Genomic DNA, 14,871 nt, shown 5'->3' with positions numbered 1-14,871 from the left:
TGATACCTACTTTTTCCGCTTCAGAATACTATCCTCCAAAGTATCAAAAAAGCTGTTCATATTGCTCTGTATCTTTTGAAGAAACTCTTCTTTTTCCTCCTCGCTCATGTCGTCCATGGCTCCCAGACATAACAGATCGATCAATCCCTTCAGCCTGTTCATGTTTTCCCGGAGAAGGAAGTCAGCTTCTTCAGCATAAAATTTCTCAACCTTGCTCATAGTATTTCCCGTTGCCGTGTGTACATTCTAAATTCCCATCCGCTTTTTAATCCTGTCGGGTATATGAAGACCCAAGGTATCAGCAATTTTCCGGAGCATCTCCGCCTGGTTGATTGGTTTGGTGATATGTTCGGTGAACCCCGCCCTCAGGCTGCGCTCCTTATCCGATTCCATGCCGTCATGGGCATCCATGGCCTGGGCTGTGACCGCCCAGATAGGAGTGTCACGGAACTCCGGAATGGTTCTGATCACCTTGACCACTTCTATTCCCGAATCCTCCCGTTCCATTTTAACATCCATAAGGATCAGATCGGGCTTTTCATTTCTGATAATTTCAACTGAAGCCACTCCGCTGGACGCCTCCAGCACCTCCACGCCTGCCTTGGGGCCGAAGAGTTTCAGCAGAGTCTTCAGCACATACCTGTTGGACTCAAGATCATCCACAATCAACACTTTAGGCATGAATCCTCCTGATGTATTACATGCTACCGTATATGGGGAGTTTTTTCCACAAATCATCGCCCTGCACGTTCCGGGGGTCCGCAGTTACCTGAAGGGGAGTATGTTTTACCGGATGTTCGAATGCGATGCTGCGGGCATGGAGGCTGATACCGCCGTCGGGATTACTCCGTGCCGCACCGTATTTTAAATCGCCCCTGATGTGCACATTAATCGCAGAGAGCTGGGCTCTGATCTGATGATGTCTGCCGGTGAGCAGCTCCACCTCCAACAGGTGATAGCGCTCCAGGCTGTGCACCAGACGGTATTTCAACACCGCCTCCTTCCGTCCCTTCCCGGGAGATGGAGCTGCAAAGCTCTTGTTTTTTCCCGAATCCCGGCGGAGAAAATGCCGCAGTTCGCCCCGTGTATCAGGAGGGAGTGAATCCACCAGAGCCCAGTAAATTTTCTCCACACCTTTTCCCTGAAAGAGGCGGTTCATTCTGCTGAGAGCCTTGGAGGTTTTGGCGAAGACCACCGCCCCGCTGGTGGGGCGGTCAAGACGGTGGACCAGCCCAAGGAACACATTTCCTGGTTTGGCATCCCGGATCCTGATAAATTCCCTCAACTCCTCCAGCAGGGGGATATCACCGGTATTGTCCCCCTGTACCAGCATGGAGCAGGGCTTGTTCACAATCATCAGATGATTATCCTCATACAGGATTTCCACCGGTGGAGAGTAGTTGGAGCGGGGAGAGTCTCCCTGTTTCATTCAAGAACCTGAATCTGATATTCGCCCCGGGCATCTTCATAAAAAGACATCACCACGATCCGGTATTCCCCGGACTGATCAGCCACAATATCCACCCGGGAATTGGTGCCGGCATAATCGTCGTTTTCCGCGAATGAATCTCCCTGGGGATCATTCACGTATAACCGGGTATCAAAATCCTGACTTGAGAGACGGATACTCACCTCCTGGCCGCTCACCAGAGAGATGTCATATGCATCGAATCGAACCCCTCTGATATCCCTTCGGTCGTCGTCACTGATCTCCCCGGTTTCATTCAGAAGAAAGTCCAGCTGCCCGGATGAGCTGTACTCAAGATTATACAGTCCGGTATTCTGCCCGTAGGCGCTGGCAATGAGCTGATAGGTACCGTCCGCCGGTGCGGCAATATCAATTTCCGCATTATAGTCCCCCAGGGAATCATCATCGCTGTAGGAACCGCCGTCGGGAGCAATCAGAGTGAGATAGCTGTCCAGATCATCACTTTCCATGGTAATGCGGATCTGTTCACCGGCACGGGCTTCAATGCTGTATACATCCCCCGAACCTAAATCAAAGGTTTCATCATCGGGAGAGATCATTCCAAGTATGCTTTCACCCCGGGAAAGGGTATGTCCCCGGGGATAATCTTCCGGCGGATCCATATCCATCACACGGCTGCGAAGAATATAGCTCCCCTCTTCATTTCCGGAGTAGGAACTTACACGCAGCGCAAGGCTCTCGTCTTCGGGAAAATAGTAGATGAGCCGGGACCGGTAATACCAATCATCCGAGGGACTGTCATCATCCTCAATGATGTTTCCCCGGGAATCGGTAATCTGAAGGACTGTATCGAAGTCATTGCTCACCACCTCGACCGAAATAAAGTCTCCCGCTTCACCGCTGAGCTGATACTCCGAAGCGCCGGGAAGCTGAGCCTCAATATCTTCTCCCAGGGCAATGCTCCGTGCAGAGCTTACTTCCAGGCGGAATTCCCCGCCTCCCCCGCTCCAGCTGGCGGCTTCCACCAGAATCCGTTCACCTGCCCGGGCACTGAAGGCGAGGGCGGAGTTGGTCCCCCCTGCCCCTGCCATATCGTCATTTTCCAGGTACATGCCGTCGGCTCCCCGAACCCGCAGGATGCTGTCAAAATCGTCGGATTCCAGGCTGATGCGGTAGGCTCCGGCGGTATCGGGCTGAAAGGCGAAGAGGCTGCTTCCGCTGGATGAATCCAGCCGTCCCTGTATGCTGCGGTTGCTCTGCAGCTCGGGAAGATCCTCGAGAATTTCCATGGAGAGGAAGTATCTGCCGGTATCGCTTCCGCTGTAGGAACTGGCACCTACCATTACCCTGCCCTCTTCCGGAGGCAGAAGGGTAATGACACTGTCCCTGCCCCGGCCGTCGTCCATGGTCTCAACCTTGCCGTCGGGATACTGAAGGTACATGAATGCATCGAATTCCGAGGATTCCAGGAGAATTCTGTGGGGTACGCCGGCCTCAAGGTTCACCGGGTACCAGTCAATATAGCGTTCATCAACCGGGTCCCAGGAGTCGGAACTCTCCAGTTCGCCCCGGAGAGTTGCCCCGCCTTCAAGGGAAGCATTGGCCTCAGCCTGCTGAACTTTCAGAATAAAGGATCCCGAACTGCCGGAATACTGATCCAGGAGAGCCACTCCCACACGATAGCCTTCCTCGTCCAAGGCGAAAAATGTGGCCCGGGCGCTGCTGCCCCTTCCGGGGAATTCCCTGATTTGACCGTCAGGAGACTGGATCAGGATCCGGGGAGTAAAATCGAGACTTACAGCCTCGGCGCTGAGAAATGCTCCCCTGTCAGGGTTGAGCTGAAACCACTCAACCGACTCATCGGCAGCAGACGCATCCAGACTTCCGTTTACGTTAAGGATTTCCGTTTGTGCGGTAAGCGCCGCTGAGAAAATCAGGCAAAGAGAGAAAATAAACAATCGTTTCATGTGTCCTCCAGGGTGTTATAGCAGGTTGGCTGATATGAATGCTATCCTATCGCCATTACCGTTGTATTTCCAGATTTTTTCTTCGAAGATATTCATACATGATCAGTGTTCCCGCCTGGGCAACATTCAGACTGTTCACCCTTCCGTCCATGGGTATGCCGATTCTCAGGGAGGCCCGCTCCCGCCAGAAAGAGCTTACCCCCTCTTTTTCAGCCCCGAGCACAACCGCCGCCGGTACAGGAAGAGAAGTCTCCCAGAGGCTCTCGCCGCCGGGATCCGCAATAAGGACGGGAATATTCCGGGAGCTGAGCCATTCCCAGGTCTCACTGTTGCCCGCTTCGGTGCAGGGCATGGTAAAATTCACTCCCTTGGAAGCCCGGACCACATTGGGGTTGCTCAGGTCTGTTCTGCCCTCGCTTACAATCACCCCGGCAGCAGCCGAAGCATCGGCGGAACGCAAAATGGCACCCAGATTACCGGGTTTTTCAAGATCTTCCGCAATAATATAGAGACCGCTGGAATGTTCGCCGGACATCCGTGGATCGTTCAAAGCCGGGCGTTTCCATTCCAGAACCGCAAGCCAGGCATCCGGGTGTTCACGGTAGGCCAATTTGTCCATCACCCGGGAGCTGACAGTAAGAGGCCTGAGCCCCCTGCTTTCAAGCTGGGAGAGAAAGGCCTGTTCATTATCCTTTATAAAATCGGGACAGATATACAATCTGCGGATTTCCGCCCCGCTTTCCCAGGCAAGACGAAATTCAGGATACCCCTCCACCGTCATCAGCCCGGTGAGCCGCCGGTGCCGCCGCTCCCTGAGACGGATATCGTCCTTGATTTTCGGATTTTTGCTGCTTGAAATGTAATAGGAGTGACCTTCTCCGCTGTTCATGGGGAAAACTATAGTTTAGTCTGTCGGGGTATGTCCAGATGCGGTAATCCCGAACATGCAGGATGGAGAGTGCACGCTGGACCTGGAGCGTGAGTCAGCATGAATAGCCAAGGCGATGAGGGTCGGCAGACTGATGACCCGATGCACATACAGATTTCAGACGCCCTGCAGGGCATGCGGCTGGATACATTTCTCAGCCGCCGGGAATTTTCTGATGCTTCAGATATTTCCCGGAGAAGCCGCAGATTCTGGCAGCAGAAAATTGCATCGGCGGAAGTGACGGTCAACGGCAAACACGCCTCCAAGGGGCTGATCCTGAAACCGGGGATGACCATAGAAATCCTCCTCCTCCCCCCCTCCGCAGATACCCAATCCCGCAGAACCACAACCAGGGAACCTGCAGGTTCCCCGGGCAAACTCGCCGTACTCTATGAGGACGAATGGCTCCTTGCGGTGGATAAACCTGAAGGAAGCGCCTGCCACCCCATGGGGATGCCCCGCCGGGGAGCCCCGGGTCGGTGCTGGAGCAGCTTGCAGGCAGCTATCCCGAAGTACTCCCTGTGAAAGAAAACTCCGGAGACGCTCCAGCAGATCATTCCAGGTGGAGGGAGGGATACCTTCTCCATCGGCTGGACAACTGGACTTCCGGGGTACTGCTCTTTGCCAGGAATCAGGAAGCCTTTGAAACATTTCGCTCCCTGATCCGGGGTTCAGCCGGAAAATCGGCAGTGGAAAAGGAATACCTTGCATGTGTGGAGGGCAGAATTCCCGGTTCCCTGCCCGTGAGTATCGAATATCCCATGGCACACAGCAGTAAGAGATCATCGGGAAAAATGGTTGCGGTAAAAAACAGTCCGGAGGAAGAGATATCCGGCAGTTTTCCCTGGAGAGAAAAATACCGGGGGAACCCCAGAGCCGCGAAGACCCGCATCCTTTCATGCAGCGTATCCCGGGACGGCGGGAGCATATGCAGGATTATGATCAGCAGGGGCCAGAGACATCAGATCCGCTGCCACCTGGCCGCCATCGGCTGTCCGATACAGGGAGATACTCTCTATGGAGCCGCCCCGTTAAAACAGAAAGAGGGGTTTCTTCTGCAGCATCAGAAAATTCGGTTTTTCCATCCATTTTTGCAAAAGGAGATTATCATTGAAGCTCCCATGCCGGAGTGGGTCAGGAAAGCACGCTTTTAACGGTATGTACCAGGGTGGTTTCTTCCACCGGCTTTACCAGATATCCCATGGGGTCGGTTTTGGCTGCCCGGCCACGGGTGGCGGGATCGTTGTGTGCGGTTACATACACCACAGGAATATCCGAAACCAGGCGGATGCGCTCCGCTGCATCCACACCGTCCACAAAACTATTTATCCGTATATCCATGAGGATCAGATCGGGGCGGTATTCCATGACTGCCGGAATCAGCTCATCTGCATTGTCGATAACCCGGGGAATTTTGAATCCATAGCGTATGAGAGTATCCTGCATCGATAGTCCCACCAGCGCTTCATCCTCTACAATCAGTACCGTCTCATTCATGTGAAAAGTATACTCAGAGCCTGTATGCGTATCAACGTGCTGATCGTTGGAAAGGATGAAATTGAAGGATATACTGCAGTAAAATGCCGTTTCCAGGAGCATCAGGTGAGTGAACCACATACCGGTAAACTGTTTTTTATTCATGAGAGCTACTTCCGCCGGTTCCGCTGGCCCGTCCTCCTGTTGTCTCTGCTGATATATAGCGGAATCATTCTCAGCTTCGGGCGGAGCCTGGGGGTCTCGGCAAATTATATTGTGGCCTTTCCGGTAATTGCCGCATCCCTGGGTTTCGGGTTTACCGGAGGGATTATTGCCGGAACACTGGGTCTGCCGGCGAATCTGCTCCTGTTCGCTCTGCTGGGCCATCCGGAATTCAGCCCGGAAAGCAAACTGATCGCCCAGATATTCGGCATGACCGTGGGCGGCAGCATGGGGCTTCTGGGCAACTATTTCCAGGAACTGCGGGCCAGGATTCACAGAATTGAACAGATCTCCGCCCAGCTCAACCGTCAGATACAGGATAAGGAAGTTCTTGTACAGGAACTTCATCACAGGGTGAAAAATAATCTCACCCTCATTATCAGTCTTATTCAGATGCAGCGGAACAATGCCCTCCAGAAAAGCGGCACATCTGTGGAGGATCATCTGGATATCCTGGCACGCAGGGTGAGAACCATCGCATCGGTTCACGACAACGTGTACTCCGATGAAACCAGAACCTCCGTGAACCTTCAAAGCCACCTGCCCAGACTGGTGGATTCGGTGATCCGCAGTTATCACATTCCCGGACTGGATCTGGAAGTGGACCTGCAGTTCCAGAGCGGTATCAGCCTGGAACATGCCACGCCTCTGAGTCTGATCATTCTGGAAATCGTGACCAACTCCTGTAAGCACGCCTTCTCTTCCCCCGATGAGAACCCACGGATCAATCTCTACGGAAGAGAAACAGCGGATGAGCGGATTATCATTATTTCAGATAACGGAACCGGCAGCAGCAAACACAGCGGCGGCGGATTGGGATCCAGGATTATTACTGCACTGGCACGGCAGATCAGAGCCGAGGTGTACATGGAAACCCACAGGGGTTACGAATACGTGATTAAAATGCCCCTTCCCCGGCATGAGGCCGCCGCCGGGGATGACGGGCAGTATCCGCCTCTGACCGCCGAATCCATCGATTAAAATTCCATCAATTGATATCCATCGACTGAAGAGGAACGTGCCGGATACAGTGCTATTTGGCGCTGATTTTAATCTTTTTCACTTCCTTGGTGCTCAGACGTACTCCCCTGGCTTCGGTTCCCTTTATGAGGAAATCCTCTATCCGGAAGTCTTCCTGAAGAACTCTGAGGTTGGGTTTCGGTTTGTAGCTCAGGGTTATGGTTCCCTTATTCCGGGTGGAATATGCGGTGAGTTTTCCGCCGTCGGGTACCAGAGAATAGTTCTTTTCCAGGATGTATTTTTCGATTACCGTGCGCTTAATATACAGCTGTTTGCTTTCTTCATTCCGGTAGATGATCGTGTGGGAGACCTTGGACAGCTCATCCTTATCCGCCAGAATCACATTCAACAGCCCTTGCCTGCGAAGAATTTTTCATTCACCGGATGAACAGAATAATCCCCGTCCTTCTTGATCATCAGGATGCGGTCAAACTCGCTCACCTGGAACAGGGCCTTCCCTCCGGATACGGAGGTTCCCAGATACCCTGTTTTGCTGTCGTACCGGAGGGTGAGATTCCTGGCCGCCGCCTCCCGGGCATCCACCTTGCTGAAGCTGGTGAGTTGGGTCATCCGGGGAAAATCATTTTTCCGGTCTTCAATTATCCTGTCGATGAACGACTCGGCATACCCCACAATATCTTTCAAATACGCCTGAACCTGCTTGATCCGGGCGTTGATCTCTTCTATTTCCTTCCGGGCCTTGTTGATATCGTAGAGGGAGATCCTTCGGATGGGTATTTTCAGCAGCCGTTCAAGGTCCTCATCGGTGATCTTCCGTTTGATTTCCTTGAGAAATGGTTTGAATCCCTCCAGAATTGCGCTGCGCACCCCTTCGGCGGTATCCATTTCCTCAATTCGTTTGTAAATCCGTTCTTCGATGAAGATGCGCTCAAGGGTTCGGGCATGAAGCTTATCTTTGAGGTGCCCCAGTTCCAGCTCCAGCTCCTTTTTCAGGATCGCCTGGAGCTGACGGGCGTGGTGATCGATCACTTCAGAAACTTTCATGGCAACCGGCTGGCCGTCCTTGATCACCAGCAGATTGACGCTAATTGTCTGTTCGCAATCGGTAAAGGCGAACAGGGCGTCCACCACATCCTGGGTATAGACTCCCCGGGCCAGCTGAATTTCTATTTCAACCTTTTCCGTGGTGAAATCATTGATTCCGCCGATCTTCAGCTTGCCCTTCTTTGCAGCATTCTCAATTGAACTGATAAGGCTTTCGGTGGTGGTTCCGAAAGGAAGCTCCCGGATTACCAGACGCTTGGGATCCGATGTGTCAATTTTCGCCCTCACAAGGACCGAACCAAGGCCCTCATCGTATGCGGAGGCATCCATCAGACCTCCGGTGGGAAAATCCGGGTAGAGCTCAAGCTTCTCTCCCCTCAGTCGTGCCTTAACCGCCTTCATCACTTCCAGAAGATTGTGGGGGAGAATTTTGGTGCTCATGCCCACTGCGATTCCCTCGGCACCCTGCACCAGTACCACCGGCATTTTTGCGGGAAACACCACCGGTTCCTGGTTCCGTCCGTCGTAGGATGGGACATACTCGGTGAGTTCGGGATTATGCAGCATGGTCTTGGCGAACGACAGCGCACGGCATTCGATATACCGTGCGGCGGATGCATCGTCGCCGGTGAAAATATTACCGAAGTTTCCCTGCTTGTCGATGAACAGATCCTTGTTAGCAAGCACCACCAGGGCCGAACCGATGGATGCATCGCCGTGGGGATGATATTTCATGCAGTGGCCCACGACATTGGCCACCTTGTGAAATTTCCCGTCATCGATTTCCAGAAGGCTGTGGAGAATTCGCCTCTGAACCGGTTTGAGTCCGTCGTCAATATGGGGAATCGCCCGGTCTTTGATTACATAACTGGCGTATTCCAGGAAATTTGAATTAAAAAGTTTTTCTACATATGCCATGGTGGTTTCCTCAGTCGCTCACATCCAGAAGATTCTGCATGATGTAAGATTTACGGTCAGGGGTGTTTTTCCCCATGTAAAAATCCATGGTCTCATGGAGTCCTTTGATGGTTCTGATATTCACCTTCAAAAGCCGTATATCTTCTCCGATAAACTGGCCGAACTCGTTGGGGCTGATCTCTCCCAGCCCCTTGAACCGGGTAACCTCCGGGTTACGGATCGCCTTGAGAGCTTCGTCACGCTCCTTCAGGTTGTAGCAGTAGCGGGTTTCCTGTTTGTTCCTCACCCGAAAGAGGGGAGTTTCCAGAATGTACACCCGCTCCTGCACCACCAGATCTTCAAAAAAGCTGAGGAAAAAGGTGAGAAGCAGATTCCGGATATGAAACCCGTCATGGTCGGCATCGGTTGAGATCACGATCCTGGCATACCGCAGACCCTCTATCCCGTTTTCGATGCCAAGGGCCATCATCATGTTGTAGAGCTCTTCATTTTTATATATTGCAGCCTGGCTTCGGCCGAACATGTTCTGAATTTTTCCCCGGAGGGAGAATATTGCCTGGGTGTATACGTCCCGGCAGCTTACCATGGAACCGGATGCGGACTTTCCCTCGGTAATAAATATGGTGCTTTCTTCACCCCGCTTTTTATCTCCCAGATGATATTTGCAATCTTTCAGGTTGGGAATTTTCAGGGCGATTTTTTTTGCAGCCTCTTTTGCTTCCTTCCGGACAACATTCAGCTCCTTGCGGAGTTTCTCGTTGTTGATAATCTTGTCCTGGATGCGTTTGGCCGCCGTCTTGTTTTTATGGAGGAAATCCGCCACAGCCTCCCGGGTTTCCTGAACAATCCAGCTGCGGATTTCCGTGTTTCCCAGTTTATTCTTGGTCTGACTTTCAAAAACCGGGGATTCCAGTTTCACCGCAACCGAAGCCACAATGCCCTCCCGGACATCCACCCCGGAGTAGGATTTCTGATAGAAATCATTAACCCCTTTGAGAAGCCCCTCCCGGAAGGCCGAAAGATGGGTCCCTCCATCTGATGTGAACTGACCGTTCACGAAACTCCAGTGGGTTTCCCCGTAACTCTGACCGTGGGTAAATGCGAACTCCAGATGCTGTGCCTTGTAGTAGCTGATGTTGTAGAGAAGTTCATCCCCCACTTCCCGTTCAAGGAGATCCTGCAGGCCCTTTTCCGAATGGAATACCTGCCAGCCGTTTTTCTTCGTTCCGGAGCTTTCGTGCTCCTCTGCAGTGAGAGTTTTTCCGTTCTCATCCAGCACCTTGAGCCGGAGGGTCAGTCCCGAGTTCAGATAGGCATAGTTCCACAGCCGTTCTTCGATAAACTCAAGATTGAAACGGTAGTCGGGAAAGATTTCCGGATCGGGCACGAAGCTGATCAGCGTACCGGTCTTCTCCTGACTCTTCCCCTTTTTCTCATCCTTCTGGTTTCCCCGGGAAAAGTCCGCCCGGGCGTATTTTCCCTCCCGGAATGCCTGCACCATGAAATCTTCACTGAGGGCGTTCACCGCCTTGGTGCCCACACCGTTCAGTCCCACAGAAAACTGAAACACCTCGGTATTGTACTTGGCTCCGGTATTGATCACAGATACGCACTCAACGATTTTGCCCAGGGGGATGCCCCGGCCGTAATCCCGTACACTCAGGCGGTTGCCCTGAATGGTGATATCGATGGTGGAGCCGTGGCCCATGATGAATTCATCCACCGAGTTATCGATCACTTCCTTCAGCAGAATGTAAATTCCGTCATCCTGATTGGAACCGTCACCCAGCCGTCCGATGTACATTCCGCTGCGAAGGCGGATATGCTCAAGCGAGCTGAGGGTTTTAATTTTACTTTCATCATATGCGGTAGATTCTGCCGCAGGTTTTTTCGTAGTTTTTGTTCCCCTTCCCATAGTCAGCCATCATAACATATCAGCCTGGGCTGGAGAAGTAGCCTCAAGGGCCGAGACTCCAATGCCGATTCTCTAAGCGGGGGAAATATGACAGATACTACCAGGCCGGGGGGGATGCAGATGGATTCTGCCCCGGAATTACTGCTTGCAGGGGAAACACCCGAAACTCGGACACAGAAAACCCGGAGAGCACCAGCACCCGTGCCTCCGCTATCGAAACCGATCTCTTCCGCCGTATTTCTCGTGCTGTTTCTCATCCTGAGCTCCTGTGCGGGAGGACCCGACTCACGGAAGGAACTCAAGGACGAAACCCTCCGGCTGGAGGAAGAGCTGACCAGTGTGAGAAATGAACGGGATGAACTGAGAGAGCAGATACAAAGGCAGGAACAAATCCTTGCACAGATTCAGGAGATTACCGGAGATTCGAACCCTGACACCCTGCCCCAATCCATTGGCGAACTGGAATCAGCCGCCCGCAGCAACAGGGAAGAGCTTGAGAAACTGCGCGAGCAGTATGCCCGCAGCCGGGAGGAAGTTGAGCGTCTCAGCAAGGCTCTTGAGGAGGCTGACTTCGCCAGCTCCCTGTTCAGCAGCTCCGGTGATACCCCCCGGGCTGCTCCTCCCCGGTCCGATGGTACGGCAGATCCTGCTGCCCGGGATGCTGCAACAGAACCGGGCTCCGGAAACGGGACTGATTCCTCCGGAGATAGCACCGGAGACTCCTCCCGGGCCTCCCAACAGCCGGGGGATGATGTGAGAGAAAAGAACATTGAAGAAGGTACCGTGTTCGATGCTGCCAGCATCGGCCGGAATCCGGGAAGAGTTCTGGAGGGCAGCAGCATTATCCGGCAGCAGGATGATGCAGGCATCAGCTATCTGAGTCTTGAAAACCAGAGGCACAGTACCGACATACCTGCATATCTTGAAATCCAGCAGCGACCGGGGGTGGGTCTGGGCCTGTACCTGGTGCTGCAGCAAATTACCGGAAGCAGCGAACGGGCGTTCGGGCTGTACGGAGGGGATATTGAACTTGCGGGTTCATTTCTCTACACGCTTCCGGAGCCGGAGTACCGGGAACAGCTGAGAGATCCCGCATACCGGCTGGAACGGATCTATATTCCCGTGGGGCGCCGGCTTCTCCAGGCATTGGAGAGAATCAGTACCGAAGAAAAGGGCCGCATCATTCTGAAAGGGCTGTATACCGAGGAAGAGTATCTTATCAACCGTACCCGGGCCCGGGGACTTGAGGAGATGCTGTCCACCTTCCTGGAGTTGGGAAATTATCAATAACAACCTGTAAGGAATACACCAGCGGATAAAAAAACCGGAAGCAGAGAGCTTCCGGTTTTTTTTCTGCCTGTGCATCCATAAATGCACCAGGGGATTGCTGTACGGGGAATGGAGTACGGATGCGGATCAGTTATTATTGCTGCCGCTTCCTGCTGCAACGGTACTTTCTTCCTTGCTCCGGGCATTTTCCGAGTCCTTGCCGGATTTTTCCGAGAAGGATATTTCTCCCTTCCGCATTCCAACCACCACATGGCTTCCGGGCCCGTACTTGCCCCGGATTATTTCCATGGCCAGGGGATCTTCAATTTCCCGCTGAATAATTCTGCGCAGAGGCCGGGCGCCGAATTTCACATCGTAGCCCTTTTCCGCCAGATAATCCTTGGCGCTTTTCACAACTTCAAGAACCATTTCCTTCTCAGCCATACGCTGCTGCACCTCGCCCAGCTGGATGTCCAGGATGTTCATCACCTGCTCCCTGCTCAGACTGTGGAACACAACCGTTTCATCCACCCGGTTGATAAACTCGGGTCTGAACAGACGCTTCAGCTCATTCATGGCGCTGGAACGGATCTCCCGGTAATCCAGGATTCCTTCCTGGGTTTTAAAACCCACTGCTCCGTCACGGGTGATTTCCCGTGCCCCGGCATTGCTGGTCATAATAATCACCGTATTCCGGAAATTCACCTTATGGCCAAGGTTATCCTGAAGTTCACCCTCTTCCAGCATCTGCAGAAGAAGATTGAATACATCGGGATGGGCTTTTTCAATTTCGTCAAAGAGAACCACTGCATAGGGCTTCCGGCGGATCTTTTCGGTGAGAAGCCCCCCTTCTTCATATCCTACATAGCCCGGAGGAGATCCCACAAGACGGCTCACATTGTGTTTTTCCATAAAATCGGACATATCGATGCGAACAAGGGCATCGGAATTGCCGAAGAGAAACTCAGCCAGCGTTTTTGCCAGCAGGGATTTCCCTACTCCTGTGGGACCCAGAAAGATGAACGATCCCATGGGCCGGTTGGGACTTGAGAGTCCCGTCCGGCTTCGGCGGATGGCCGAGGAAATAACCTTGATGGCATCGTCCTGGCCCACTACGCTGCGATGAAGTTCGTCCTCAATGCTGAGAAGCTTTTGACTTTCACTTTCCGCAAGACGGGTAATGGGAATTCCGGTGATATCGGATATCACCTTTTGAATATCCTCGGAATCCACAACCTTTGCTTCGGTTTTCAGGGTAATTTTCCAGTTCTGCCTGATATCTTCCACACGGGACTTGAGGTGTCGCACCTCATCCCGCACGGCGGCGGCGCGTTCATAATTCTGGGACATCACCAGGTTGCTTTTCTCATCATTCAGACGCTCAATCTCTTTTTCCAGTTCCTGAATCTCATCGGGGCGGACAGAATGCTTGATCCGCTTCCGGGCACCCGCCTCATCGATGAGGTCGATGGCCTTATCCGGGAGAAAGCGTTCGGTAATGTAGCGGTGGGCCAGCGTGGCTGCAATTTCAACGGCTCCGGGTGTATATGAGACATTGTGATACTCCTCATAACAGTCCTTCACCCCGTTGAGGATTTCGATAGTATGCCCGATATCCGGCTCATCAACCATCACCGTCTGAAAACGGCGTTCAAGGGCGGCGTCTTTTTCTATGTACTTCTTGTATTCATTCAATGTGGTTGCACCGATGCACTGAATTTCACCCCTTGAGAGGGCGGGTTTCAGCATATTGGAGGCATCAATTGCCCCTTCGGCACCGCCTGCGCCGATTATTGTGTGCAGTTCATCAATAAACAGAATGATATTCGCAGCCTGAGCGATCTCTTTCATAATCCTCTTCAGGCGCTCTTCGAACTCACCCCGGTACTTGGTGCCGGCGATCACCGCCGCAAGATCCAGGGTCATAACCCGTTTATCCAGGAGTACATCCGGGGCGCTTCCGTCGTTGATTTTCTGGGTGAGACCTTCAACAATGGCCGTCTTGCCCACCCCGGGTTCACCGATCAGCACAGGGTTGTTTTTGTTCCGCCGGGCCAGGATCTGGATAACCCGGTCGATTTCCCTTACCCTGCCCACCACGGGATCCAGCTCACCGGACTTGGCCATTGCGGTGAGATCCCGGGCGAACTCGTCCAGATTGGGGGTGGTCTTCTTCTGCTGGCTGCCGCTGCGCTTTCGCTCGCTTCCGCCGGCGGGCTGGGATGAAACGGATTCGGAGGAAGCGGAGGAACTCTTGCTGTACCCCGCAAGATCCATAACAATATCTCTGAGGTTATCCACACTCACCTGGTTCTCTTCCAGGAAGGTTCTGGTTTCCCCTTCCTTGGAACATGCAAGAAGCAGGTGCTCTGTTCCGATGAATTCATGGCCCATCTGACGGGCTTCCTCGGCGGAATCCTCCAGAACCTTCTTCCCTCGGGGACTGGGGGGAACATCTCCCAGGATAAAACCTCCCCGCTTCCGGGGAAGATTTTTTTCCAGTTCAACCTGCATTTTGGCAGGATCAACCATCGCCTTCAGGAGGGCTTTGTAGGCGAGACCGCCCCCCTCTTTCAGAATAGCGATCATTATATGTTCGGGGAGAAGCTGATCCGAATGGAATCGTTTTGCTTCATCCTGGGCGAGAATGGTCAGTATTTTTTGCGCTCGTTGCGTAAGACCCTTAAACATGCATACTCCTTGCCAGACAATACACGGCGTT

The 14,871-nt window shown here is 53.0% G+C and carries 12 protein-coding genes and 1 pseudogene; 4 read left to right on the top strand and 9 right to left on the bottom strand.

Going from position 1 to position 14,871, the window contains the following annotated elements:
• Positions 1 to 6: 6 nt before the first annotated feature.
• Genes L21SP2_RS03955 through L21SP2_RS03935 form a run of 5 tightly spaced genes read right to left on the bottom strand, consistent with a single transcriptional unit; the run spans position 7 to position 4,285 of the window.
• Complete coding sequence (locus L21SP2_RS03955) at positions 7 to 219, bottom strand: hypothetical protein (protein WP_024267200.1); 213 nt, start codon at positions 217 to 219, stop codon at positions 7 to 9.
• 27 nt (positions 220 to 246) lie between these two features.
• Positions 247 to 681 (bottom strand): response regulator, encoded by a 435-nt coding sequence (locus L21SP2_RS03950; RefSeq protein ID WP_024267199.1) that lies wholly within the window; start codon positions 679 to 681, stop codon positions 247 to 249.
• A 16-nt stretch (positions 682 to 697) separates the two neighbouring features.
• Positions 698 to 1,429 carry an RluA family pseudouridine synthase gene (locus L21SP2_RS03945; protein ID WP_024267198.1) on the bottom strand — a complete coding sequence of 244 codons (732 nt, stop codon included), beginning with the start codon at positions 1,427 to 1,429 and terminating at the stop codon, positions 698 to 700.
• Entirely contained in the window at positions 1,426 to 3,396 is a 1,971-nt protein-coding gene (locus L21SP2_RS03940; RefSeq protein ID WP_024267197.1) for a PPC domain-containing protein, read from the bottom strand. Before L21SP2_RS03940 ends, L21SP2_RS03945 begins: the two co-directional genes overlap by 4 nt.
• 55 nt (positions 3,397 to 3,451) lie before the next feature.
• Positions 3,452 to 4,285: a TrmH family RNA methyltransferase gene (locus L21SP2_RS03935; RefSeq protein WP_024267196.1), complete on the bottom strand. Its 834-nt coding sequence runs from the start codon at positions 4,283 to 4,285 to the stop codon at positions 3,452 to 3,454.
• 99 nt (positions 4,286 to 4,384) lie between these two features.
• Here L21SP2_RS03935 and L21SP2_RS03930 point away from each other — a divergent pair, with 99 nt between their 5' ends.
• Both L21SP2_RS03930 and L21SP2_RS03925 read left to right on the top strand, forming a co-directional pair.
• The gene (locus tag L21SP2_RS03930; RefSeq protein WP_144082916.1) at positions 4,385 to 4,849 is read left to right on the top strand and encodes an RluA family pseudouridine synthase; all 465 of its coding nucleotides are present in this window, start codon (positions 4,385 to 4,387) and stop codon (positions 4,847 to 4,849) included.
• Positions 4,846 to 5,478, top strand: a complete 633-nt coding sequence (locus L21SP2_RS03925) for a pseudouridine synthase (protein ID WP_041401140.1) — start codon at positions 4,846 to 4,848, stop codon at positions 5,476 to 5,478. Before L21SP2_RS03930 ends, L21SP2_RS03925 begins: the two co-directional genes overlap by 4 nt.
• On the opposite strand, the gene L21SP2_RS18515 is transcribed toward L21SP2_RS03925, so the two are convergent.
• A complete protein-coding gene (locus L21SP2_RS18515; protein WP_024267193.1) occupies positions 5,459 to 5,821 on the bottom strand; it encodes a response regulator in 363 nt (120 codons plus the stop codon). The genes L21SP2_RS03925 and L21SP2_RS18515 overlap by 20 nt on opposite strands.
• A 105-nt stretch (positions 5,822 to 5,926) precedes the next feature.
• Between L21SP2_RS18515 and L21SP2_RS03915 the strand changes: the two genes are divergently transcribed.
• On the top strand, positions 5,927 to 7,003 hold the full coding sequence (locus tag L21SP2_RS03915) for a histidine kinase dimerization/phosphoacceptor domain -containing protein (RefSeq protein ID WP_041401138.1): 1,077 nt from the start codon (positions 5,927 to 5,929) through the stop codon (positions 7,001 to 7,003).
• A 52-nt stretch (positions 7,004 to 7,055) separates the two neighbouring features.
• Here the strand turns inward: L21SP2_RS03915 and L21SP2_RS03910 are convergent.
• Positions 7,056 to 8,965 (bottom strand): annotated as a pseudogene (locus L21SP2_RS03910) (DNA topoisomerase IV subunit A).
• A 10-nt stretch (positions 8,966 to 8,975) separates the two neighbouring features.
• A complete protein-coding gene (locus tag L21SP2_RS03905; RefSeq protein WP_024267191.1) occupies positions 8,976 to 10,880 on the bottom strand; it encodes a toprim domain-containing protein in 1,905 nt (634 codons plus the stop codon).
• Between the two features lie 87 nt (positions 10,881 to 10,967).
• Between L21SP2_RS03905 and L21SP2_RS03900 the strand changes: the two genes are divergently transcribed.
• Positions 10,968 to 12,170: a hypothetical protein gene (locus L21SP2_RS03900; protein ID WP_144082915.1), complete on the top strand. Its 1,203-nt coding sequence runs from the start codon at positions 10,968 to 10,970 to the stop codon at positions 12,168 to 12,170.
• 126 nt (positions 12,171 to 12,296) lie between these two features.
• Here the strand turns inward: L21SP2_RS03900 and L21SP2_RS03895 are convergent, their stop codons facing one another.
• Positions 12,297 to 14,840: an ATP-dependent Clp protease ATP-binding subunit gene (locus L21SP2_RS03895; protein ID WP_024267189.1), complete on the bottom strand. Its 2,544-nt coding sequence runs from the start codon at positions 14,838 to 14,840 to the stop codon at positions 12,297 to 12,299.
• Positions 14,841 to 14,871 lie beyond the last annotated feature (31 nt).

It is taken from the genome of Salinispira pacifica, from assembly GCF_000507245.1.
GTDB lineage: Bacteria > Spirochaetota > Spirochaetia > DSM-27196 > Salinispiraceae > Salinispira > Salinispira pacifica.
The sequence above is the reverse complement of the archived record's forward strand: the minus strand, read 5'-3'. Positions and strand labels throughout refer to the sequence as shown.

Excerpts from the sequence above, each read along its gene's own strand:
- L21SP2_RS03955 (WP_024267200.1), bottom strand. The coding sequence starts at position 219 with ATGAGCAAGGTTGAGAAATTTTATGCTGAAGAAGCTGACTTCCTTCTC.
- L21SP2_RS03950 (WP_024267199.1), bottom strand. The coding sequence starts at position 681 with ATGCCTAAAGTGTTGATTGTGGATGATCTTGAGTCCAACAGGTATGTG.
- L21SP2_RS03945 (WP_024267198.1), bottom strand. The coding sequence starts at position 1,429 with ATGAAACAGGGAGACTCTCCCCGCTCCAACTACTCTCCACCGGTGGAA.
- L21SP2_RS03940 (WP_024267197.1), bottom strand. The coding sequence starts at position 3,396 with ATGAAACGATTGTTTATTTTCTCTCTTTGCCTGATTTTCTCAGCGGCG.
- L21SP2_RS03935 (WP_024267196.1), bottom strand. The coding sequence starts at position 4,285 with ATGAACAGCGGAGAAGGTCACTCCTATTACATTTCAAGCAGCAAAAAT.
- L21SP2_RS03930 (WP_144082916.1), top strand. The coding sequence starts at position 4,385 with ATGAATAGCCAAGGCGATGAGGGTCGGCAGACTGATGACCCGATGCAC.
- L21SP2_RS18515 (WP_024267193.1), bottom strand. The coding sequence starts at position 5,821 with ATGAATGAGACGGTACTGATTGTAGAGGATGAAGCGCTGGTGGGACTA.
- L21SP2_RS03905 (WP_024267191.1), bottom strand. The coding sequence starts at position 10,880 with ATGGGAAGGGGAACAAAAACTACGAAAAAACCTGCGGCAGAATCTACC.
- L21SP2_RS03900 (WP_144082915.1), top strand. The coding sequence starts at position 10,968 with ATGACAGATACTACCAGGCCGGGGGGGATGCAGATGGATTCTGCCCCG.
- L21SP2_RS03895 (WP_024267189.1), bottom strand. The coding sequence starts at position 14,840 with ATGTTTAAGGGTCTTACGCAACGAGCGCAAAAAATACTGACCATTCTC.